Source organism: Candidatus Binatota bacterium, from assembly GCA_012960245.1.
Taxonomy (GTDB): domain Bacteria; phylum Desulfobacterota; class Binatia; order UBA1149; family UBA1149; genus UBA1149.
Window position 1 is genome coordinate 28,897 of record DUBO01000012.1, and the last position, 20,778, is coordinate 49,674.

16 protein-coding genes and 1 pseudogene are annotated in these 20,778 nt (G+C 63.9%); 12 read left to right on the forward strand and 5 right to left on the reverse strand.

Translation table 11 applies throughout. The annotated features are described in order from the left end of the window. Window positions 1-11 precede the first annotated feature (11 nt). Window positions 12-1,649, reverse strand: coding sequence for an ABC transporter substrate-binding protein (locus EYQ35_01535; GenBank protein HIF62823.1), 1,638 nt, complete (start codon window positions 1,647-1,649; stop codon window positions 12-14). Window positions 1,650-1,699: 50 nt separating this feature from the next. On the opposite strand from EYQ35_01535, the gene EYQ35_01540 reads away from it, so the two are divergent. From EYQ35_01540 to hisC, 8 genes are all read left to right on the forward strand, one after another. Then, a complete protein-coding gene (locus tag EYQ35_01540) occupies window positions 1,700-3,463 on the forward strand; it encodes a LysM peptidoglycan-binding domain-containing protein (protein HIF62824.1) in 1,764 nt (587 codons plus the stop codon). 112 nt (window positions 3,464-3,575) lie between these two features. Continuing rightward, window positions 3,576-4,406: a c-type cytochrome biogenesis protein CcsB gene (locus EYQ35_01545; protein HIF62825.1), complete on the forward strand. Its 831-nt coding sequence runs from the start codon at window positions 3,576-3,578 to the stop codon at window positions 4,404-4,406. Window positions 4,407-4,415: 9 nt separating this feature from the next. Continuing rightward, complete coding sequence (locus tag EYQ35_01550; protein HIF62826.1) at window positions 4,416-5,690, forward strand: glutamyl-tRNA reductase; 1,275 nt, start codon at window positions 4,416-4,418, stop codon at window positions 5,688-5,690. Next, a complete protein-coding gene (gene hemC / locus EYQ35_01555; protein ID HIF62827.1) occupies window positions 5,687-6,616 on the forward strand; it encodes a hydroxymethylbilane synthase in 930 nt (309 codons plus the stop codon). The genes EYQ35_01550 and hemC overlap by 4 nt, the downstream gene beginning before the upstream one ends. Further along, complete coding sequence (gene cobA / locus EYQ35_01560; protein HIF62828.1) at window positions 6,613-8,124, forward strand: uroporphyrinogen-III C-methyltransferase; 1,512 nt, start codon at window positions 6,613-6,615, stop codon at window positions 8,122-8,124. Before hemC ends, cobA begins: the two co-directional genes overlap by 4 nt. A gap of 12 nt (window positions 8,125-8,136) precedes the next feature. After that, window positions 8,137-9,108 (forward strand): porphobilinogen synthase, encoded by a 972-nt coding sequence (gene hemB, locus EYQ35_01565; protein HIF62829.1) that lies wholly within the window; start codon window positions 8,137-8,139, stop codon window positions 9,106-9,108. Window positions 9,109-9,116: 8 nt separating this feature from the next. Then, window positions 9,117-10,550, forward strand: a complete 1,434-nt coding sequence (locus tag EYQ35_01570; protein HIF62830.1) for a tetratricopeptide repeat protein — start codon at window positions 9,117-9,119, stop codon at window positions 10,548-10,550. Then, window positions 10,543-11,619 (forward strand): histidinol-phosphate transaminase, encoded by a 1,077-nt coding sequence (gene hisC / locus EYQ35_01575; GenBank protein ID HIF62831.1) that lies wholly within the window; start codon window positions 10,543-10,545, stop codon window positions 11,617-11,619. The genes EYQ35_01570 and hisC overlap by 8 nt, the downstream gene beginning before the upstream one ends. A 29-nt stretch (window positions 11,620-11,648) precedes the next feature. On the opposite strand, the gene EYQ35_01580 is transcribed toward hisC, so the two are convergent. The 4 genes from EYQ35_01580 to EYQ35_01595 are packed head-to-tail and all read right to left on the reverse strand — an operon-like array spanning window position 11,649 to window position 16,192. Beyond that, window positions 11,649-13,076 carry a DUF4340 domain-containing protein gene (locus EYQ35_01580; protein ID HIF62832.1) on the reverse strand — a complete coding sequence of 476 codons (1,428 nt, stop codon included), beginning with the start codon at window positions 13,074-13,076 and terminating at the stop codon, window positions 11,649-11,651. Beyond that, window positions 13,073-14,638, reverse strand: coding sequence for a hypothetical protein (locus tag EYQ35_01585; GenBank protein ID HIF62833.1), 1,566 nt, complete (start codon window positions 14,636-14,638; stop codon window positions 13,073-13,075). Before EYQ35_01585 ends, EYQ35_01580 begins: the two co-directional genes overlap by 4 nt. After that, window positions 14,635-15,570, reverse strand: a complete 936-nt coding sequence (locus EYQ35_01590; GenBank protein ID HIF62834.1) for an ABC transporter — start codon at window positions 15,568-15,570, stop codon at window positions 14,635-14,637. The genes EYQ35_01585 and EYQ35_01590 overlap by 4 nt, the downstream gene beginning before the upstream one ends. Next, window positions 15,401-16,192 carry an ATP-binding cassette domain-containing protein gene (locus EYQ35_01595; GenBank protein HIF62835.1) on the reverse strand — a complete coding sequence of 264 codons (792 nt, stop codon included), beginning with the start codon at window positions 16,190-16,192 and terminating at the stop codon, window positions 15,401-15,403. The genes EYQ35_01590 and EYQ35_01595 overlap by 170 nt, the downstream gene beginning before the upstream one ends. 156 nt (window positions 16,193-16,348) lie before the next feature. On the opposite strand from EYQ35_01595, the gene polA reads away from it, so the two are divergent. The 4 genes and pseudogenes from polA (at window position 16,349) to EYQ35_01615 (ending at window position 20,681) form a co-directional block, all read left to right on the forward strand. Further along, the gene (gene polA / locus EYQ35_01600; protein ID HIF62836.1) at window positions 16,349-19,027 is read left to right on the forward strand and encodes a DNA polymerase I; all 2,679 of its coding nucleotides are present in this window, start codon (window positions 16,349-16,351) and stop codon (window positions 19,025-19,027) included. Between the two features lie 164 nt (window positions 19,028-19,191). Then, window positions 19,192-19,767 (forward strand): sigma-70 family RNA polymerase sigma factor, encoded by a 576-nt coding sequence (locus EYQ35_01605; GenBank protein HIF62837.1) that lies wholly within the window; start codon window positions 19,192-19,194, stop codon window positions 19,765-19,767. Continuing rightward, entirely contained in the window at window positions 19,764-20,411 is a 648-nt protein-coding gene (locus EYQ35_01610; protein ID HIF62838.1) for a hypothetical protein, read from the forward strand. The genes EYQ35_01605 and EYQ35_01610 overlap by 4 nt, the downstream gene beginning before the upstream one ends. A 30-nt stretch (window positions 20,412-20,441) precedes the next feature. Next, window positions 20,442-20,681, forward strand: a pseudogene (locus EYQ35_01615) (hypothetical protein). Window positions 20,682-20,778 lie beyond the last annotated feature (97 nt).

Sequence of the window (20,778 nt, forward strand, 5' to 3'; positions counted from 1 at the left end):
ACGACGGTAGTTTATCTCAAGGGCTCGCGCGCTGCGCGTCCTTCGGGGCTGCTGTCAACAGGCGGGGGTTTTTCCAGGAGCTCAGAGGAGGCCAGTCCCAGCAGGTCTCCGGATGGATGGGGGGTAAAGCCTTTGAGTCGTCGGCTGGTCACCACCACGTTCTCGGGCCACCACAGCGGGATAACCGGCAGCAGCGCGGCCAGTCTTTTCTGAACGCGCGCGTAGAGCCGGGCCCGCTGTTGGACCGTCTCGGTCAGCAGGGCCTTGTCGGTCAGTCGGTCCACGCGGCGGTCGGCAAACCGGCCACGGTTGGCTCCGAGGGGCGGTGTCATGCCGGAGTGAAACACGTTGCGCAGGATATCGGGGTCCGAGATTCCCACCCAGGCCAGCGAGTAGCTGTCGAAATTGCCCTTCTTGATGTCCGAGTAGAACGTGCCCCACTCCCAGGACGAGAGTTCCAGTTCTACCCCCAGCGCTGACAGCTGGGCGGCTATGGCCTCGGCCAGGCGGCGACGGAGCTGCTGGGTAGTGGTCTTGTAATCCAGCGTCAGTCTCGTTCCGTCGGGGCCTCGCCGGGGATAGCCGGCGAGGTCGAGCAGGTGTCCGGCCCTGTCGGGCGCGTAAACGATCGCCGGGCCGCCGTCGTGGTGGGCCCAGTGCTGGGGTGGCAGCAGGCCGCTGGCCACCCGGGCTCGGCCCGCGAGCAGGTAGTCGACGATGGCCTGTCGGTCAATGGCCATGGCGATAGCCCTGCGCACACGCTTGTCGGCCAGGGCAGGGTGGTCGAGGTTGAGTCCGAGGTATTGGAAACTGTTGGAGGGCGACCGCCTGATTTCGAGATGGTCGGCGTTCTCTTTGAGCCAGCTCACGGTGTCGGGGTCGAGCGCGTTCTGCACCAGGTCAACCGAGCCGTGCTGCAGCTCGAGCGCGCGCATGGTCTCGTCGGGAATCACCCTGAACTCTATGCGCTCTATGGGTGGGTGCCCGTCGGCGTAGTCGGGGTGGGCTTCGAGCAGTACGCTGTCTCCGTGACGAACTTCGAGCAGGCGGTATGGACCAGCGCCTATCAACTGCTCGCTCGAGAGGTGGCGCTCAGCCGCCAGGTCGGACGGCAGCACGGCGAAGCTTGCCGCCTCCAGGAAAGCTGCGTCGGGTTGCGAGAGCTTGAACACGACCTCGTAGGGCCCCGTCTTTTCAATCGATTGCACCGAAGCGAGCATGGCCTTACGCGGCGACCCCAGGTCTGGATCCATCAGCGCCCGGTAACTGGCCACGACGTCGTCGGCGGTAACGGGTCGTCGGTCATGAAAAACAAAGTCTGTACGTAACTCGAACCGCCACGTCAGCGGGTCGACCGCCTGCCAGTTTGAGGCCAGCCAGGCGACGGCCCGGCCACCGGCGTCGCGGCGAAGCAGCGAAGCAAACAACAGGCTGCCGATTCGCGAAGAGTGCGCATCGGTGGCCAGCCTCGGGTCGAGCTGGGTGGGCATGGCCTCCAGGGCCACGGCCAGGGTGCCGGGCTGTCGTGGGGGGGCGTTGCAGCCTGGCAGGAGGAGGATGGCCGCCGAAAGGCTGATCAGCGCCAGGAAGACCCCCGTAATGGCCCGCCGGACCGGGGTTTCCGGCGCAGTGTATAGAATGCCTATCATCGCTCTGTTAGACTCATGAGTTTGGGCTCAGGGGCGGCGGAGGTAAGTAGATGATAGCAGTGGTGAATGAGTGGGCGGCCCGGGTCGCGGTGGGTTTCGCGTGTATCTTCCTCCTGGTGGGTCCTGCGGCGGCAGCTGGGACGGCCTCGCCCGGTTCTCCGAACGAACAGTTTCCCCTTTTTGACGAACTTGTTCCCAACGTCGAGTTCTGGACCGACGTGTTTGCTGTCTACAGCAGCAGCCAGGCTGTCTATCACGATATGTACGACCTCGGATTGGTCTACAGGGTTGTTGATTTTGCTGACATTGTCGACGGCCGACTTTCCGCAGCTGCCAAGGACCGTGCTATCAGGGCGCGCCTGGGCGCCGAAAAGACTCGCATCGCTGCGATGCTCAAGTCCGTGGCTGCCGGCAGTCTCAAGAACGACGAGGAGAAAAGAATCGCTGGGCTGCTCACCGAGCGAAGCGGTGGCGTTAAGTCGGGCCTGCGGCTTGCTGGCCAGTTTCGTTATCAACGGGGACTGGCCGACCGTCTTTGCGGTGCCCTCGGCCGAAAGGCCAGCTACGCCCCCGAGACCTCCAAGCTGCTCGCCAAACACGGGGTACCCGTTGACCTGCTGGCGCTGCCGCTGGTCGAATCGTCTTACGTCATCGCCGCGCGTTCTTACGCAGGGGCAGTGGGCATCTGGCAGTTCACCTGGGGCACCGGGCGTCGTTTCATGCACGTCGACCATACCTACGATGACAGGCGCGACCCTATACGTTCTACCGAGGCCGCGGCACGCTACCTGCGCGAGAACTACGACCGGCTCGGATCCTGGCCGCTGGCCATCACTGCTTACAACCACGGCGCCGGTGGCGTGGCTTACGCGGTCAGAAAACTGGGTACCGAAGACCTCGGCAACATTGTCACCAATTATCGCAGCCGTCGTTTCGGCTTTGCCTCTCGCAATTTTTACTCTGAGTTCCTGGCCGCGCGCGACGTTGCCGCGAGGGTCGATGAGTTCTGCCCTGGTCTGCAGGTGCCCGAGTGGAACGTCAAGACCGTCGAGATGGATCACTACGTGGCCCTGTCGGAGCTGGCCAGCTGTGCGGGCGTGGACGAAGCGAGGCTGGTTGAACTCAACCCGGCACTGTCGCACGAAGTCATTCGCGGTCGCGCGTGGGTTCCTTCCGGCTACAAGCTCAACCTCCCGGCAGACAAGGCCGCCGCGTTCGGTACGTCATACGCGGCGCTGGCCGCGTCGAGCCTTCACAGCGAGCAGCAATACTACCTTTCGAGTTACAGGGTAGGCAGGGGGCAGACGCTGTCGCAGCTGGCCCGCAGCTACAGGACCACGGTGCGGGAGTTGCAGCGCATCAACAACATCGTTAACCCGCGTTCACTCAGGTACGGGCAGCTGCTCAAAATCCCGGTTGCTGGCTCGCGATCGGCCAGCTCGCGATCGACCGGCCCGGCGGCGATTGCTTCGTCGCCATCGGCGGCCAGCAGCGGCCAGACGCGGCACCTCGTTCGCCGTGGCGAGACCCTCGATCGCCTGGCCCGCCGCTACGGCACCACGGTGGGTTACCTGCAGTACCTCAACGGTATTCGCGACCCGCGTTCGCTCAGGTATGGCACCTGGATACAGATTCGCCGCGGCGGTAGTGGCGCGACTGCGAGCGCGGCCTCGATGGTTCACCAGGTGCGCAGCGGACAGACGCTATCGCAGATAGCCCGGATATACGGCACATCGGTGCCCGCGCTGCAGCGGCGCAACAGTATCTCCGACCCTCGTAAGCTCAGGCGGGGACAGGCGCTGCAGATACCCTGAGCGCTGCAATATCGGTCGCCGCGTCGGTGCGGGGGGCTCGACTGGAAGGGGCGGGCTCTCCTGACTATGCTGGCCTCGACGCCGCCCGGTTATCGCGGACGGCGCTGTAGAAATGGAACTGGCTTTTCTCCAATTGGCTGCTACGGCCTACCTGGCATCGGCGCTCGCGTTCGGTGCCCACGTGTTGTGGTCGGTCAAGCGCGCGGCTTCGGCTGGCCCCCTGTTGCTTGGCCTGGGCTTTATTGTTCATGGCTTGTCGATTGCCTGGCGCACGGTTGATTCGGGATTGGTCACAATGGTGGGCTTCGCCGAGGGGCTGTCATTTTTTGCCTGGCTGGTGGCCGGTGCCTGGCTGGTGACACAACGCCGCTACAGCCTGTCAGTGATAGGAGCGGTGGTCAGTCCCCTGGCCTTTGCGCTCACGCTGGCCGCGGTCATCCTGTTTACCGGTGCGCGGGATGTGCCACCCGAGTTGATGGGCCCGTGGTTGCCGGTACACGTCTCGCTCGCGTTTCTCGGCAACGCCGTTTTCGCGCTGGCCTTTGCCGTCAGCGTTATCTACCTGGTGCAGGAGAACGCGCTCAAGTCGCACCGCACGGGCTCGGTGCTGAACCGCCTGCCGTCACTCGAACAGCTCGACAGGGTCAATTTTACCTGCCTGGCCTGGGGTTTTCCGCTGCTCACCCTGGGCATCATGACCGGCGGTCTATGGGCATCTGCCTACTCGGGGCAGTTCTGGTCGGGTGAACCCCGCGAAATATTTTCTACCGTGCTCTGGGTGCTCTACGCGGGCTTGTTGCAGCTGCGCTACACACGCGGGCTGCGCGGACGTCGGGCTTCTCTGGCCACCATTCTTGGCTTTGCCATACTGGTGTTCGCCTACCTTGCGGTCAACATACTTCCCCTGGCGGCGGGACGGCACGGTGGGGGCGTGCTTTCCTGATACAGATCCATGGCACGCGGACTCCTGGTCTACGGCATTAATCACCACAGCGCGCCGGTGGAATTACGCGAGCGCCTGAGCGTGCCCGAAGAGGCGCTGGCGGATCGCCTGGGCGAGCTGCTCGAGGTGCCGGGCGTAGAAGAAGCGGTCTTGTTATCGACCTGCAACCGGGTTGAGATGATAGCCTGCTGCGCGGGCGACGTTTCTCACGGTGAATTGCTGCGTAAGGCCCTGTTGGCCGACAGCGGGGTAGCTCCCGAGCTGGCCGCACCCCACGCTTACCAGCACACGGGCAGGGAGGCGGTGAGGCACCTGTTCCGGGTGGCCTCCAGCCTGGACTCCCTGGTGGTGGGCGAGCCGCAGATACTGGGACAGATGAAGGACCAGTACCTCCTGTCGCACGGCCACAGCAGCACGGGAGCGGTTCTCAACCGTTTGTTTCACAAGAGCTTTTCGGTGGCCAAGAGGGTTCGAAGCGAGACTGGCATCGCCTCCAAATCGGTGTCCGTGGCCTCGGTAGCTGTAGACCTGGCGGGTAAAATTTTCGAAAACCTGGAGGGGCGCACGGCTCTACTGCTGGGCTTGGGCGAAATCGGCGAGGTCACGGCGCGGCAGTTGCTGTCGGCCGGCGTGGAACGCCTGCTGGTGGCCAACCGCACGCTTGAGACCGCGCTCGAGCTGGCTCGCGAACTTGACGGAACGGCTCTTCCACTCGAGCGCATGGCGGGCTACCTGCCCCTTGCCGACCTCGTCGTAGGATGCTCGGGCGGCGGGCAGCTCGTGATGGCGGCCGAGGTATCAGCCGCACTAAAAGAGAGGCGGCACCGGCCGATGTTCTTCATTGATCTCGCTGTTCCCCGCAACTTTGACCCGGCGATCAACAACGTCGATGGCGCCTATCTCTACGACGTGGACGATCTCGCTTCGGTGATCAACGAGAACAAGAGTTCGCGCCGTAGAGAAGCCACCGAGGGCGAGGTCATGGTTGAGCAGGAAGTCGACAGCTTCTGGCAGTGGTTCGAAGCCCTGGAACTCGTGCCCACCATCGTGGAGCTGCGCGAAAGCGTCGAAATCATCAGGGCCACCGAATTAACGCGCACTCTCGACAAGATGTCTCTTGACGAGGAAAGCCGCGAGCGCGTGGACCAGATGACGCGCTCGATGATGAACAAGTTGCTGCACTCGCCCACTTCGGTGCTCAAGGAAGCAGGCGGCAGCAACGAGGAAACCGGGCTGCTCAGCGCGACCAGGCGGTTGTTCGGCCTGGGAGACCCGGAGAAGTGAAGCTGCGCCTGGGCACGCGGGGCAGCGAGCTGGCACTGCTGCAGGCGGGCCTGGTCGCCGACCAGCTGCGCGGAAGCCACGAAGGCCTCGGGGTCGAGCTCGTGGAGGTCAGTACCACCGGTGACAGGGTTCTCGACCGGCCGCTACGTGAGCTTGGCGGCAAGGGCTTGTTTGTCCGCGAGCTGGACCAGGCCCTGCTCGAGGGCCGCATCGAGTGCGCAGTGCACTCGGTGAAGGATATGCCCTCTGCGATCGAACCGGGGCTTGTGCTGGCCTCGGTACCAGCCAGGGAGAGCGCGGTCGACGTGCTGCTGACCCGCGGTGCCCTTGGCCTGGACGAACTCGCCCGGGGCGCGACGGTGGGGACGACCAGCCCACGCCGTTCGGCGCTGCTCAAATCAAAGCGCCCGGACCTTGAGATCGTGTTTTTGCGCGGCAACCTGGGTACGCGTCTTGATCGCCTGAGAAACGCCGAGTTCGACGCGACCTTGCTTGCCGCCGCCGGACTCAAGCGCCTGGGCCTGGACCTGAGCGATCTATGTTGCACACCGCTGGACCCGAGGGAGTTCTGCCCGGCGCCGGGACAGGGCGCTCTCGGTGTCACCGTGCGGTCGGTCGACGGCGAGGTCAGGGGCCTGCTCGCCGCCATCAACGATCCCGACAGCTTCCAAGCCGTCGAGGCTGAGCGCGCGGTATCCCGGCGACTCGGCGCTAGTTGCTACTCGCCGGTGGCCGCCTGGGCGCGACACGAGGACGGTGTCCTGAAAGTGGAGGCTACGGTGGTGAGCCCCGACGGCAGCCTGGTACTCAACGAGGCGGCCCAGGGGGATCCTGGCCGCGCTGTGGCACTGGGGCTCGAGGTAGCCAACGGACTGCTGGCGCGGGGAGCGGCCGATATAATGGCCAGCGCGGAGGCGGGCGATTGACCGCCAAGGTTGTCCTGGTCGGCGCCGGTCCGGGCGACCCCGGCCTGCTGACCCTCAGGGGCCGCGACTGGTTGGCTTCTGCCGACGTGGTTCTCTACGACGCTCTGGTCGACACGCGCTTGCTCGCGCTGGCCGGCAAAACTGCCGAGCTACTCCTGGTGGGTCGTCGCCACGGACTCGAGGTCTGCAGCCAGGCCGAGGTCAACAAAATGATAGTCGGTTACGCGCTGGACGGGCGCGTGGTCGTGCGCTTGAAGGGAGGGGACCCTTTCCTCTTCGGGCGCGGGGGTGAGGAGGTCGAGGCCTGTCGCCTGGCCGGTATCGACTGCGAGGTTATACCCGGAGTGAGTTCGGCCCTGGCCGTGCCGGCCCTGGCCGGCATACCACTCACCCACAGGGACTATGCCTCGTCGGTCACTATTCTCACTGGTCGCTCAGGCAAGGGCCGCGAGGGCAGGGAGCCCGACTGGGCGGCCCTGGCCGCCTCGGGTTCGACCATGGTCTGGCTGATGGGAATGCTCAAGGCCGACTACATTGTCGAACAGCTGCTGTCCGCGGGCATGGCCGCTGCCACTCCCGCGGCCGCGGTGGTGCGCGGAAGCACCGCGGCGCAGGCGTCCGTGCTATGCTCGCTCGAGGAACTACCCGGCAGGCTCAGGAGCGCCGACCTGCGTCCACCGGGAGTGCTGGTTATAGGCGAGGTGGTTAAACTCGGAAGCAGTGGTGGCAGCTGGGAAAAACGCCCTTTGTTCGGGCGTCGTATCGTGGTCACGCGGGCGGCAGAACAAGCCGCTGCCTTCTGCACCCGGCTCGAGCAACTAGGCGCCGAGGCGGTCGAGTATCCGGTGATCGAAACCCAGCCCATTACCGAGGGCCCGGACATCGACCGACTGTTGCCACTGCTATCGAGTTTCGACCTGCTCGTGCTCACCAGCGTTAACGGCGTGAATTTTTTCTTCGACCTTCTCGCTGCGACTAGCACCGACCTGCGCGAACTGGCCGGTGTCGATATCGCCGCGGTCGGCCCCGCGACGACGGCGGCCATAGAGGCGCGGGGCCTGCGCGTGGCTTTTCAACCGCCGCGCTACCGGGCCGAGGAACTGGCCGACGCACTGGGAGACGTGGAGGGCAAGCGCGTACTGATCGCCGGGGCCGAACTGGCTCGCGAGGTTCTGCCCGACACCCTCGCTGAACGCTCGGCCGTCGTGGAGATACTGCCGGTTTACCGCAGCGTGATTCCCCGGGCTACCGGCAGATTCGAAGAGCTGGGCGAGGTCGACATGGTCACCTTTGCCAGCCCTTCGGCGTTGCAGCACTTCGATGAGCTCAACGATGGGCGAGCGGCCGAGTTGCTGGCTGGCAAGGCCGTGGCCGTCATAGGCCCGGTCACGGCAGAGGCGCTGGTAAACAAGGGGATAATCCCGGACGTGCTGCCCGACGAATGGACCAGTGCGGGCATGGCGGTGGCAATCGAAAGCTACTTTGCAAACCAGCAGGGGCTGCCGTAGCATCGCGTTATCATGGCGTTTCCACTGCATAGGATGCGCAGGCTTCGCAACAGCGAAGGCCTCAGGCGCATGGTTCGCGAAAACAGCGTGGCCCCGGCCGACCTGGTCCAGCCTTACTTCGTCTGTCCCGGCAGCGGCGTTGAGAGCCCCGTGTCTTCGATGCCCGGGGTCAGCCAGCTGTCGGTGGACAAGGTAACCGAAGCTGCGTCCAGGGCCGCCGACGCAGGCGTGGCGGGGGTTCTGCTGTTCGGCATACCCGAGCACAAGGACGCGGTGGGCAGCAGCGCTTCTGACGACAATGGCGTTGTGCAAAGGGCGGTGGCGGCCATCAGGAAGGCCTCACCCTCATTGCTGGTCATTACAGATGTCTGCCTGTGCGAGTACACCGACCACGGCCACTGCGGAGTTATAGAGGGCGAGCAGGTAGACAACGACGCGACCCTGCCGCTTCTGGTGGAAGAGGCCCTGTCGCACGCGCGGGCCGGCGCCGACATCGTTGCTCCTTCCGACATGATGGACGGTCGGGTGGGTGCCATCAGGGCCGCTCTCGACGAGCATCACTTCGAGGAACTTCCCATAATGTCTTACTCGGCCAAGTACTGCTCGGGTTTTTATGGACCGTTCAGGGAGGCGGCCGAGTCGGCGCCGCAGTTCGGCGACCGGCGCAGTTACCAGATGGACCCTGCCAACTCGGCTGAAGCCCTGCGTGAGGTGGAGCTGGATCTCGAAGAAGGTGCCGACATCGTCATGGTGAAACCGGCAATGCCCTACCTTGATGTCATCAGGTCGGTCAAGGACACTTTTGCCTGCCCGCTGGCTGCCTACCAGGTCAGTGGCGAGTACTCCATGATCAAGGCCGCGGTAGAGCGTGGCTGGCTCGATGAATCACGGGTGGTGGCCGAGTCGCTGATGGCAATCAAGAGGGCCGGGGCTGACATCCTGATCAGCTACTACGCCACCGACGTCGCCACCGGCGCCGTCTAAGGTCTCCGGTGTCTACGCGTGCTCGCTTCCGCTGGCTGGTGATGGTCGCCGTGCTTGCCCAGTTGGCCGTTCTGCCCGCCGCGGCCCCGGCCACGGTTGGCATGGAGAAGGAGCTGGGCGAGGATTTCGTCAGCCAAGCGCGCAAGGGGCTGCCGCTTATCTACGATTACGAGATCAACGAGATGGTGTCCGAGATCGGGGGGCGCATCGTGCGGGGCCTGGGCATGCAGCCTTTTGACTACGAGTTTTTCGTTGTCCGCGACGACAGCATCAACGCCTTCGCCGTCCCTGGCGGCAAGGTTTTTGTTCACGCGGGTCTCATTTCTCGCGTGAAGTCGGAGGACGCATTGGCCGGTGTGCTTGCTCACGAGGTCGCCCACGCTCACGCCCACCACGCGGTGCGACAACAGCAGAAGGGAGCCGCCGCCGGCTACGCGGGCCTGGCGGGCATTTTTCTTGCGCTCATCAACCCAGTGCTCGGACAGGCTGCACTGATGGCCTCCCAGGCAAAGACCCTTGAGTACCAGCGCGACTTTGAACGCGAAGCCGACTTCCTGGCCTTGGAGTACACCCGTCGGTCGGGCTTCGACCCACAATCGATGCTTGAACTGCTGCGCGTTATCTACGATGAGCAGAAAATAAACCCCACCAGCATACCTCCCTATTTCCTTTCGCATCCGCTCACTGCCGAGCGAATGGCCAATATCGAGGCTGCGCTGGGCAGACTGGAGTGGGAGCGCGAGAGTCGCCCGGTGGCGAGTGAGCGCCTGCTGCGCGCGGCGGCCGTCGCCCGTGGCACATCGCAGCGACGGGCGAAGGCCGTGGGCGATTACGAGGCGGCGGTGAGTTCGGCGAAGGCCGGCGAAGAACGTTTGCGCGCGGTCGAGATGGCCGGTGTGCTGATGGTGCACGGCGAAGACTACACTGCTGCGCTGGCTTATCTGCGCGAAGCCGCAGCGGGGGGACGCAATATGGACCGCGAGCTGGGCCGTGCGCTACTACGCCTGGGCGAGTACGGCGAGGCGCTGCCTCTGCTTAAGAGAGCGGTCAAGGAGAGACCGGGCGATTGGAACGCGCTCGCCGACCTGGGCGAGGCCCACTATAGGCTCTCCGACGCAGAGCAGGCAGTGGCTGCCCTTGAGAAGTCATGGGAGCTCAGCCCCTGGCGCCCGCGGGTTGCCGAAAGTTTTGCGCGCGCTCTCGACATGGCCGGTAAGCGCGAACGCGGCTACTACTTTCTCGCCGTGAGGGCAGAGACCACCGGGCGCCTGGACCGTGCCCTGTTATACTATCGCAAGGCCCTGCCTGGACTCGAAGAGGGCGGCGAGGAGTGGAAGCAGGCGTCTTCTCGGCTCGAGCAGCTTGAAGACGCCGCCGAGCAGCTGCATCGGCGACCGAAACCACCCGTCGCCAGGCCGCGAGAGTTAGCCAACGGTGGCTGAGCGCGTGATCGCGGGCGTGCTGCCGCGCGTGCGGGCGATGAAGGCTTACACCCCGGGCGAACAGCCCAGCGGTGGCGAGCTTGTAAAACTCAACACCAACGAGAATCCCTATCCACCGTCACCGGCCGTGGCGGAGGCCGTGCGCGCCGTGAGCAATGGCGACTCGCTGAGGCTCTATCCGCAGCCGGCGAGCGACGATGTCAGGGCCGCGGCCGCGGCGGCCTGGCAACGACCGATCGAAGGCGTGCTCATCGGCAATGGCTCCGACGAGCTGCTGGCTGTGCTCACCAGGGCCTGCCTTGAGCCGGGGCAGACCGTGGCCTGGCTGTCTCCCACTTACTCGCTGTACCGCACTATGGCCGAGGCTGTAGGCGCCCGCGTGGTCGAGCTGCCTGTGCAACGAGAAAAAGACCACAGCCGGGCGCTGCTCGACGAAGACCTGGCTTCGTGCAATCCGCGGTTGATCTTCGTGTGCAGGCCCAATTCGCCCTGGGGCGAGACCGTTGGCTTGGAAGAACTCGGGCGGTTGTGTCGTTCGACCGACGCCCTGGTGGTGGCCGACGAGGCCTACATTGATTTCAGCCACGCCGAGTCGGCCCTTGAACTACTTGACCAGCACCAGAACCTGGTCGTACTGCGCACCCTGTCGAAGGCGTTCTCGCTGGCCGCCGTCCGTATAGGCATTGCTTTTGCCAGTCCGGATCTCGTTGTCGAGCTGGATAAGCTGCGCGATTCCTACAACGTCTCGCGGCTGAACGCCGCCGCCGCCGTGGCCGCCTTGCAGGACATGGACTACCAGCGTGTGAACTGCGACAGGGTTATGGCCAGCAGGCAACGCGTGATCGAACGCTTGTGTGCTGCCGGCTGGGGGCCCTGGGCCAGCGACGCCAACTTCTTCTGGTTGCCCTGTCCGGGTGACGACGGGAGGGCGGTTTACAGTCGCCTGGCCGACGCGGGAGTGCTCGTACGCTGGTTTGACAGCCCCCGGTTGAGCGGTGGCGTGAGGATAACCGTGGGTACCGACGAACAGATGGACCTGCTCGTGCGGTGCCTCGGAAACTTTAACTGAGCCGACGTCGTTCTGCCCGGTGGCGCAGGCTACTCGGCAGCGGGCGTTTCCTTTGAGGCGGGAGCTTCTTCGACCTGGGGCGCTGAGAGAAAGTCGTCGGCTACGAGATCGGCTCTTGAGTACAGGTACTGGGGTACGGCCATGACCATATTGCCGGCTTCGCTCGAGAGATAGTAGCGCTTGTCGTCGTCTTCGCCGACGCTGCCGGCCAGGGCCGCGCCACAGGAACGCCCGTCGGCTCTCGCCATCGCCACTCGCAGCGAGGGCGGCCGCAGGCCGTACAACCCGAGGGTAGAATTCTTGCTGTCCTCGGCCACGATGCTCTTGCCTGCCAGTTCGGCCAGGTCGCCCACGGCGCGGTCAATGCGCATCTCCTTGAGTAGCCTCTGGCCGTGCTCGGTGCTCATGGTCCAATCGTCGGCCGCCGACGTCCTCGTGAGCTCGAAGCCCCGCTTGTCATCACGTTCGACCGACAGCGACGTTATCTCGCCCGGCAGGCAGTCAAACAGTCCCTTGTCTCGCAGCTCGCCGAGCGGCCTGGCGAAGGCCACCTTCGTGGCCCGATCAACCGCGGCCAGTTGTCCGTCTCCCAGGCGCGACAGGTAAAGGCCGGCTGGTTGGTCTGCCGGAGCGCTGCCCAGCTTGAAGCCATCCAGGTTGTCCAGGCCGATTCTCAGTGTCAGGCTCACCGACGGCTCGTCGAGGCCCGTGGTCGCACTGTCGGCGTGGCCCTGGTCGTAAAAGGCCGTGGCCCTGGTAGTCGAAAGCGCCTCCAGCAGGTTGGACACGACGCGCGTGTCGGCTCGCCCCTTGACGGGCTCGAGCAACTGCCACTGGTCACCGGCGCGTTGCAGTTCGATTTTGCCGGCCTCGGCGGTCTCGAGGGTCATGGCTATAACGTCCGCCGGTTTGAAGTCGAACAGGCGCTTCTCCCTGAGGTCGAAGACCGACTTCTTTACCCCGGTGTGAAAGATCAAGGGCGTGACGACGATCTCTCCAGAGTTTTCGATTCTCACGAAGGCCTGGTAGCCCACCGGGGTGGTGTCGCCTACCACGATGTCGTCCAGCTGGTCGCCGTCGTCCAGGCGCATTTTTATGCGGACCTGGCTGCCGTTGTCTTCGAGCCCGTAGACTGACAGGTCTTCGGCCTCACTCACGGCAATGCGCCGCTCGACCCTGGTGTCGCGTATGGCCTTGATCAGCCGCTCAACTGTAATGCGGTCGGCGTCCACGGTCAGCGGGGCACTGATCGACCAGTCGGCCGCCTCGTCGCGTTCAAGGACGATGGTCGTTCCGTCGGGGTAGTCCATTGATATGTGGGCCACGGCCTCAACGTCAAAGGAGATAAGTTCGTCGGCGTGGAGTTCGGCCTCCATGCGGGGCCTTTCGACACTGTAGAGCCAGGCGCCGGCCGCGATGGCTATCAGCGCCAGCAGCAGCGTACGGCGTGGGTTCACAGCGAGGTTCGCCGCCACCACACGGCGATGCCCATCATGAGTATGAACTCGGGCAACAGCAGCACCGAAAGATAGAAGACATTGCGGCCTTCTTTTGCCGTCAGGTGTGCGCGAGAGGCTCTCACCCCGCGGGGCGGGATAGAGATGAGATGGCTCTCGCCGGCCAGCCAGCCGGTGGCCGACAGTACCAGCGCGTCGTTGAAGAGCTGCCTGAAGTACTGGTTGGTGAGCAGGCTTGCGTCTCCCAGCACCACCATCTGGAACTCGCCGTCGCCTTCGCCGCCTATGGCTTCTGCGAAGGCGCTAACGGCCGTGGCCACGACAACCGGCCCCTTGATGTCGGTGTCCTGCAGCTTGGCCTCGCTTGAATCGAAGAGCGTGTCGAGGTCGGTCTCGGCCCAGCTGGTGTCCGAGGTAAAGGCCAGGGGCTCTACGACCAGCCCTTCGCGGGGCGAGGGCGAGGGCGTAACCGAGCGCGCCAGCGAGAACAGGGTACGTTCTTTCATCGAGGCCACGGCCGGGTGCTTGCCGTAGCGCGCCACCACGGGGTCTAGTCCCAGCGACACGCCCTGAAACATCCGAACCTGCTGATCAACGATGACATCGTCGCCCACAGTTACTCCCCACTCGGCCAGGAAGCCCGCGAGCCCGCTGTCCCGCCTTGGCTCGAGAGCTACCAGAAGGCGGCCGCCGTTTTTCATGTAAGCCCTGAGTAGTTCAAATTCCCGGGGAAACCAGTCCTTGGCCGCGCTCGATATTACGAGCACGTCGGCGTCGTCTGGCACAGATCCGAGCTCCGGCAGAAAAAGGGCGTCTACGTCGTAGTTCTGGTTGACCAGCTCCTGCTTGAACTGGCCCGTGCCGCCGGGACCACGAGGGTCGTCGCTGTCGGGCTCACCGTGGCCTTCCACGAAGTAAATCTTCTTGCGCTCGCCCCCCGCGAGACTATGGATACCGTTGGTAATGGTGGCCTCGTCGGTCTTGGTGACCAGCGTGCTCCTGTCGCCGTAAATGATGCGCAGCGAAGGCACCTGGGTGACAGCGGACTTCTGCGCCAGTTCGGGGCGAAGCTGGGGGTCGATGATGCTGTAGCTCAGGTGGTTGTTCTCGTAACGGTATGCGGCCAGGAGTTCGCCCAGCACCGGGTCGCTGCCTCCCTGCAGGTAGGCTTCGATGACCACGTCTTCTTCGATCGCGCCCACGACCTCGCGCGACTGTTCGGAGAGACTGTTGACGCCCGAGGCGCTCAGGTCTATCCGGCTGTGGTAGCGTGCAGCCATAAAGTTGCCCATGACGAGCACCAGCACGAACAGCAGCGAGTAGGTTATGGCGTTGGCGCCGTATCGAGTGGAGCGCTGGCGAATAAAATCGTTGACCGACGAAGTCGAGCCGCTGGTAGCGTAGACGGCCAGTGCGGCTGCACCCAGCAACAGGTGGCCGAGCGAGTACCAGCCGAAGGAGAAAAAGCTGTCGGCTGGTTGCCGGGTCATCAGGTGGCTGATGAGGCCGAAGGCCATCAGTACCAGGCCGGCTATGGCAAGGATGGGGGCACGTCGGCTCACGCCTTCCACCTCGCTGATTCAACGGCCCGGTGGGTGAGGAAGAGAAATGCTCCTATGGCGCTGCCGAAGTAGACCAGGTCGGTGGTGTCTATGACCCCGCGCGCCATGTTACGAAAGTGCTCGGTGACCGACACGTAAAGCAGGATGGCTTTCATCGGCTCGCCGGCATTCTCGGCCGGCCAGCTGATGACGAACAGCAGCAGCAGTATGACCAGGGCGCTGATGGCGGCCACTATCTGGTTCGATGTGAGCGCTGAGCAGAAGTTGCCCACCGCCACGAAGCCCAGTGCCATGAGGTACAGGCCCAGGAAGCCCGCCGTCATGAGGCCGACCTCGGGGTTGCCGTAGATCATAAGTATGGCGGGGTAGACAAGCGTCAGGGCTATCATCAGCGTTACCACTGCGCAGCCGGCCAGGTACTTGCCCAGCACGATCTCGTGCACCTTGAGCGGCGAGGTGAACAGCAGCTCGTAGGTACCCTGGCTGCGCTCCTCGGCGAAGCTGCGCATGGTGATCATCGGCACCAGAATGACCAGTACCACCGACAGGTTGGAGAGCAGGGGAGTGATGATCGCGTCGTTCAAGTTCATCCAGGTGGTGTCGGCGCCCTGCATGCCGCTGTACAGCGCCACGATACGATTGAACTGGGCCAGCAGGTTGAAGAAGAACCAACCGGCCAGCAGAAGGAAGCCGGTGAGAACCACGTAGCCTATGGGCGACACGAAGGTCGAGCGCAGGTCCCGCCAGGCTATGGTGAGTGCGTTACGCACCGGGCGTGTCCTCCTTGTTCTCTGCGATGGCGTTATCAGGGGCGCTCGCCGGCCGGGGAGCAGGCACCGCGCCGTGTGCTTCGCCGCCCACGTGGCGCATGTACTCTTCCTCCAGGCTTCGTCCAGCGGGCAGGTCGGACAGGTCGGCCTCCAGCGCCACACGGCCTTCGTTGATGATGACTACTTTTTCGCAGATCTGCGCCACCTCGGGCAGGATGTGGGTGGATAGTATCACCGTCCTTTCGGCGGCAAGTCGTCGTATGAGTCCCCTGATCTCGATGATCTGGGCGGGGTCCAGGCCCACGGTGGGCTCGTCGAGCACCAGAACCTCGGGTTTGTGGATGAGCGCCTGGGCGAGCCCTACACGCTGTCTAAAGCCCTTGGACAGGTGTCCGCAGAGGCGGTTCGCTACCTTGCCCAGGGCGCAGTCCACTATCACGGAGTCGGCCGCGTCGCGCGCGGCGGCGCCACGGATTCCCTTGAGCCGGGCCACGTGCACGAGGTAGGGACGCACCGCCATCTCGAGGTACAGCGGCGGGTGTTCTGGCAGGTAGCCTATGCGGCGGCGTACCTCGAAGCTGTCATCGAACACGTCAAAGCCTTCAACGGTCACGGTACCGGAGCTGGCAGGCATGAAGCCGGTGATGATGCGCATGGTGGTGGTTTTGCCGGCGCCGTTCGGGCCGAGAAACCCCAGGGCCTTGCCACTTTCGACCGAGAACGAGATTCCGTCCACCGCGGCAACGGAGCCATAACTCTTGCTGAGATCAGAAACCTTTATCATGGGGGTACGTGTCGCGGTCGAGCGCGGCGGGGCGGGCCCTGCGCAGATGTTTTTTACCGGCGCCTTCGTGAGCTGTCAACGCGGCCTCTCAACGCGGGCTGTCGGGCAGGCCCGGGTTGGTCGCGGTAATCGGCATGGGCTAGAGTCGTCCTCGCCGTGACAGGTAAAAAAGAAAGCGCTGTATACCTGCTCGACACCAGCTACTTTATTTTCCGTTCCTACCACGCCCTGCCGGGCCTGACCACGGCCGAGGGCCTGCCTACCAACGCCGTGCACGGGGTCGCCAGCATGTTCGAGAAACTGCTGCGTACGCGCAAGCCCGGCTGGATAGTGGCCGCCTTTGACAGTGGCCGTAAGACCTTTCGCAACGAGTTATACCCCGACTACAAGGCCAACCGGGACGAGCCTGACGAAGAGCTGAGGGTGCAGTTTCCACTCGTGCAGCGGCTCGTTGAGGCCATGGGGATTCGCTGCGTGCGCCGCGACAACTACGAGGCCGACGACCTCCTGGCCTCAATGGCTCGGCTATTTTCGGCCCAGGGGTGCCCGGTGGTCATCGTCACGGGAGACAAGGACCTCATGCAGTGCGTGGGAGAGGGCGTGACGCTCTACGACGCGGCCAAGGGCGTGGATGTCGGCGAGGCACAGGTGATGGAGAAGTTCGGCGTGCCTCCCACTGGCGTGGTTGACGTGCTGGGGTTGATGGGCGACTCGTCGGACAACATCCCCGGTGTCAGGGGTATTGGACCGAAAACGGCGCGCGTGTTGATGGAGCACTTCGGCAGCATGGACGCGATGTATGCCAGGCTTGACGAGGTCAAAGACCTCAAGTTGCGCGGCGCGGCGTCGGTGCATAGCAAGCTCGAGATGGGGCGTGAGGCGGCCGAGCTTTCGCGCGACCTGGCTACGGTGCGCGACCAACTCGACGTTGACTTCTCTCTTGACGACGTACGCGTTGTGTCGCCCTACCGAGTAGAGCTCGTGGAATTTGCCGAGGAACTGGAAATGTCGCGCATGCTGTCGCGATTCAGGGATCTCACTCCCGGCGCAGACGCGGTCGATGCGGCCAGTACGGGCAAGGGTGGTCCGACGGATCCGGTCCAAGCCGGACTGTTCGATGAACCCGGAGACGCCGCCGCCGAAGGATCGGAGAAAACCAACAGTGAAGGGCAATCCCCCGTCGAGGAGAGCGGCATTGACTGGCGCGAACTTACCGGCCCGGAACTCTACTTTCACATCAAGCCAGGCGGCGAGGGCGAAGAGGCCACAGGGCCATGCCTGCTGCTGGGCGGTGAGCAGGGCTGGGCCCTGCTGCAGGGCCGGCAGGCGTTGGTGGATTGCCTGGCCCTGGCGGCCGAGTCGGGGGTCGACCTGATCGGCTTCGACATCAAATTGCTGTGCCGCGAGGTGGGTCTGGAGGCCACTCCGCCGGGCTTCGACCTGGGACTGGCGTCTTATCTCTGCGACCCCGGCGCCGGGGCCCACGACAGGGCCAGGGTGTCCCCGCGCTGGCTGGGCGAAGAGGCGGCTGACGAGCAGGATTCCGCAGCGCTGTTGGCCCAGCTCGAGCGATTGGCTGTTGAGCTGGGAGGCGAGGTCGATTCCCGTGGCCAGAGGGCCATATACGATGAGCTGGAGTATCCACTGGTCGCCGTACTGGCTTCCATGGAATCGCGGGGTATGCTCCTGGACCTGGAACTGCTCAAGTCGCTTTCCGCCGATTTCGGGTCGAGGATGGAGGGGTTGGTAGGCAGGATCTACGAGGCCTCGGGCGAAGAGTTCAACATACTGTCACCCCTGCAGCTGCGGGAGATTCTTTTCGGAAAACTGGGCCTGCCCACCAAGGGCGTCAAGAAGACCAAGACCGGTTTTTCCACCGACAGTGACACCCTGGATGCGCTGTCGGGCAGCCACCCGCTGCCGGCGCTGGTGCTGGAGTACCGCGGCCTGGCGAAGCTCAAGTCTACTTACGTTGACGCCTTGCCGCGGCTGGTCGACGAGCAGGGGCTGGTTCACACGCACCTTAATCAACTGGTCACGGCCACCGGCCGTCTGAGTTCGAGCGACCCGAACCTGCAGAACATTCCTGTTCGCAGCCAGGACGGCGGTCGCATACGCAAGGCCTTCATCGTTCCCGAGGGGCAGCTGCTGGTGTCGGCCGACTACAACCAGATCGAGCTACGGGTGCTGGCCGACCTGTCGGGCGACCCCGGACTGGGCGGCGCTTTTGAGCGTGGCGAAGACGTGCACCGGGCTACCGCGGCCGAGATATTTGAGGTTGCTCCCGACCAGGTCAGCAAGCAGATGCGCCGCGAGGCGAAGGTCATCAACTTCGGCATCGTTTACGGCATGGGGCCGGTGCGCCTGTCACGCGAACTCGACATTCCGAGGACACAGGCGTCTGAATTCATAAAACGCTACTTTCAACGCTACCCGGCCGTGCAGGGATTTTTTGACGAGATGCTCGAGCAGGCCAGGGCCACGGGCTACGTGGCTACCAGGCTGGGCCGGCGCCGTTACCTGCACGACATCGACAGCGACCATGGGGGCCGCCGGCAGGCGGCCGAGAGGGTGGCCACCAACACCCCCATACAGGGGGGAGCGGCGGACATCATAAAAATGGCCATGGTCGAGGTGGAGCGGCGGCTGGCCGAATCCGATTCCGGCGCGACCATGTTGCTGCAGGTGCACGACGAGTTGCTGTTGCAGTGCGCCGTTGAGGATGAGCCCGAACTGGCCGAAATGCTGCGCAGCGCCATGCAATCGGTGGCAGAACTGTCGGTTCCTGTGCTTGTCGACGTGGGCAGCGGCCGCAGCTGGGCCGAGGCACACTGAGTCCTGGGATGTATCGCGCGGGCGGGAGTCAAAGCCGGATCTTGACGCAGGGCGCTAAGTGGTGGAAAAGAAGAGATAATCCTGTTCGGCGATGAGAAAAGTCAGCTTTGGTTGAATAGCAGGCGACCGGGTCTCGTCGTTCAGAGTGGTATGGAGCGTTTCGGGTGGCATTTAACGATTCCGAGCTTGTTTCCCTTGCGCAGCAAGGGGACAGGGATTCCATGCGGGTCCTCGTCGAACGGTACCAGGATCGGCTGGTCGCCGTTGTCGTTGGTATGGTGCGAAACCACGATGACGCCCTCGATGTGGTGCAGGAAACCTATATCAAGGCTTTCCGCAATATCGACGGTTTCAGGGGCCAATCATCGTTTTACACCTGGATCTATCGCATCGCGGTCAACCAGGCCATCGACCTCAAGAGACGAGAAAGCAGGCGTGTCTCCGTTGAGTTTGACGAAGTGCTACCCCCCGGAGGGGTGGACGAGTGGAGTCAGAGCTCGGTTGGCGGAAACGATACGTTTGCGCGGGTAAGGAACAGGGAACTGGTGGCTAAAGTGTATGAGGCTATGGAGAGTTTGACGCCTGACCACCGCGCGGTCATAATTCTTCGAGAAGTCGACGGTCTTTCCTACGAGGAAATCAGTGACTCCGTTGGCTGTTCTCTCGGCACTGTTATGAGCCGTCTCCACTACGCCAGAAAAGCACTTCAGCTACGACTAGAGGAGATAATCGGATCATGAAATCCGGTACCCCGGTTGATTGCCACGACTTCGAGGAACGCGTACACGCGTTTATCGACGATGAGCTGCCCGATACCGAACTGGCAGCCATGCGTGGGCACCTGGGCGATTGTCCTCGCTGCGAAAAGATAGTGACGGGTTTCCAGAAAACCGGCACTCTTATCTCAACGGCCGTAACCGAAATGGTTACGGCCGTTGACGTTTCCGGCATCTGGCAAGCGGTGGAAAGCGGGCTTGATGCGGAGCTGGCGACCCCGCCAGTCTCCGCGCACGAGCAGCCAGCACAAAGCGACCAGCATCCGCCTCGCTGGGATTCGCCTCGCTGGGATTCAGTGCAACGTGTGCTCGACAGCATCGCGGCCCGCGTGAGTCCCAGTAATCTTGGCTGGGCTGGTGCTGCCGCATCTGTGACCGCGTTGGCCATGTTCATGCTGCTTCCCGGCGGTCAGGGCGGGCAGGTAGTCGATACCGGTCGCAACGTGACCGTTGCTCGAGCGACCGGTCTCAAGTCAGCCCGGCTCGATAGTCTTTCTGGCGCCCCGGGCTACACGGTTTCGAGTTGGGTACAGCCGCGGACCAAGGCGCGCGTCATATGGGTGGACAACAGCGCGGACGGGTTTGCCAGCCGCGACGCGAGGTACTGAGCGGTGGGCGGAGTAGGCACGATCACGGGTATGGTACTGGCCGCGCTGGTCAGTGTGCCCTGTGCAGCCGAAGCTGAACAGCAGCCGGGCGTCGCCCCGGTGGCTGTGGCCCCAGCGACTGCGGCCCCAGTGGCTGCTGCTCCAGTGGCGGCGGCTCCAGTGGCTGCGGCTCCAGTGGCTGCGGCTCCAGTGGCTGCGGCTCCAGTGGCTGCGGCTCCAGTGGCTGCGCCCCAAGCAGCTGGTGCTGATACAGGCGCCCCGCAGGCAGACCTCTCCCAAGCCGCGGCGGCGGGAACAGCAGCGGTGGTAGTAGAACTTCCCGGAGTGGTGCAGGTGGCCGCCATACACGCATCGAACAAATCTCGGG

Excerpts from the sequence above, each read along its gene's own strand:
- EYQ35_01535 (HIF62823.1), bottom strand. The coding sequence starts at position 1,649 with ATGATAGGCATTCTATACACTGCGCCGGAAACCCCGGTCCGGCGGGCC.
- EYQ35_01540 (HIF62824.1), top strand. The coding sequence starts at position 1,700 with ATGATAGCAGTGGTGAATGAGTGGGCGGCCCGGGTCGCGGTGGGTTTC.
- EYQ35_01545 (HIF62825.1), top strand. The coding sequence starts at position 3,576 with ATGGAACTGGCTTTTCTCCAATTGGCTGCTACGGCCTACCTGGCATCG.
- EYQ35_01550 (HIF62826.1), top strand. The coding sequence starts at position 4,416 with ATGGCACGCGGACTCCTGGTCTACGGCATTAATCACCACAGCGCGCCG.
- hemB (HIF62829.1), top strand. The coding sequence starts at position 8,137 with ATGGCGTTTCCACTGCATAGGATGCGCAGGCTTCGCAACAGCGAAGGC.
- EYQ35_01595 (HIF62835.1), bottom strand. The coding sequence starts at position 16,192 with ATGATAAAGGTTTCTGATCTCAGCAAGAGTTATGGCTCCGTTGCCGCG.
- EYQ35_01610 (HIF62838.1), top strand. The coding sequence starts at position 19,764 with ATGAAATCCGGTACCCCGGTTGATTGCCACGACTTCGAGGAACGCGTA.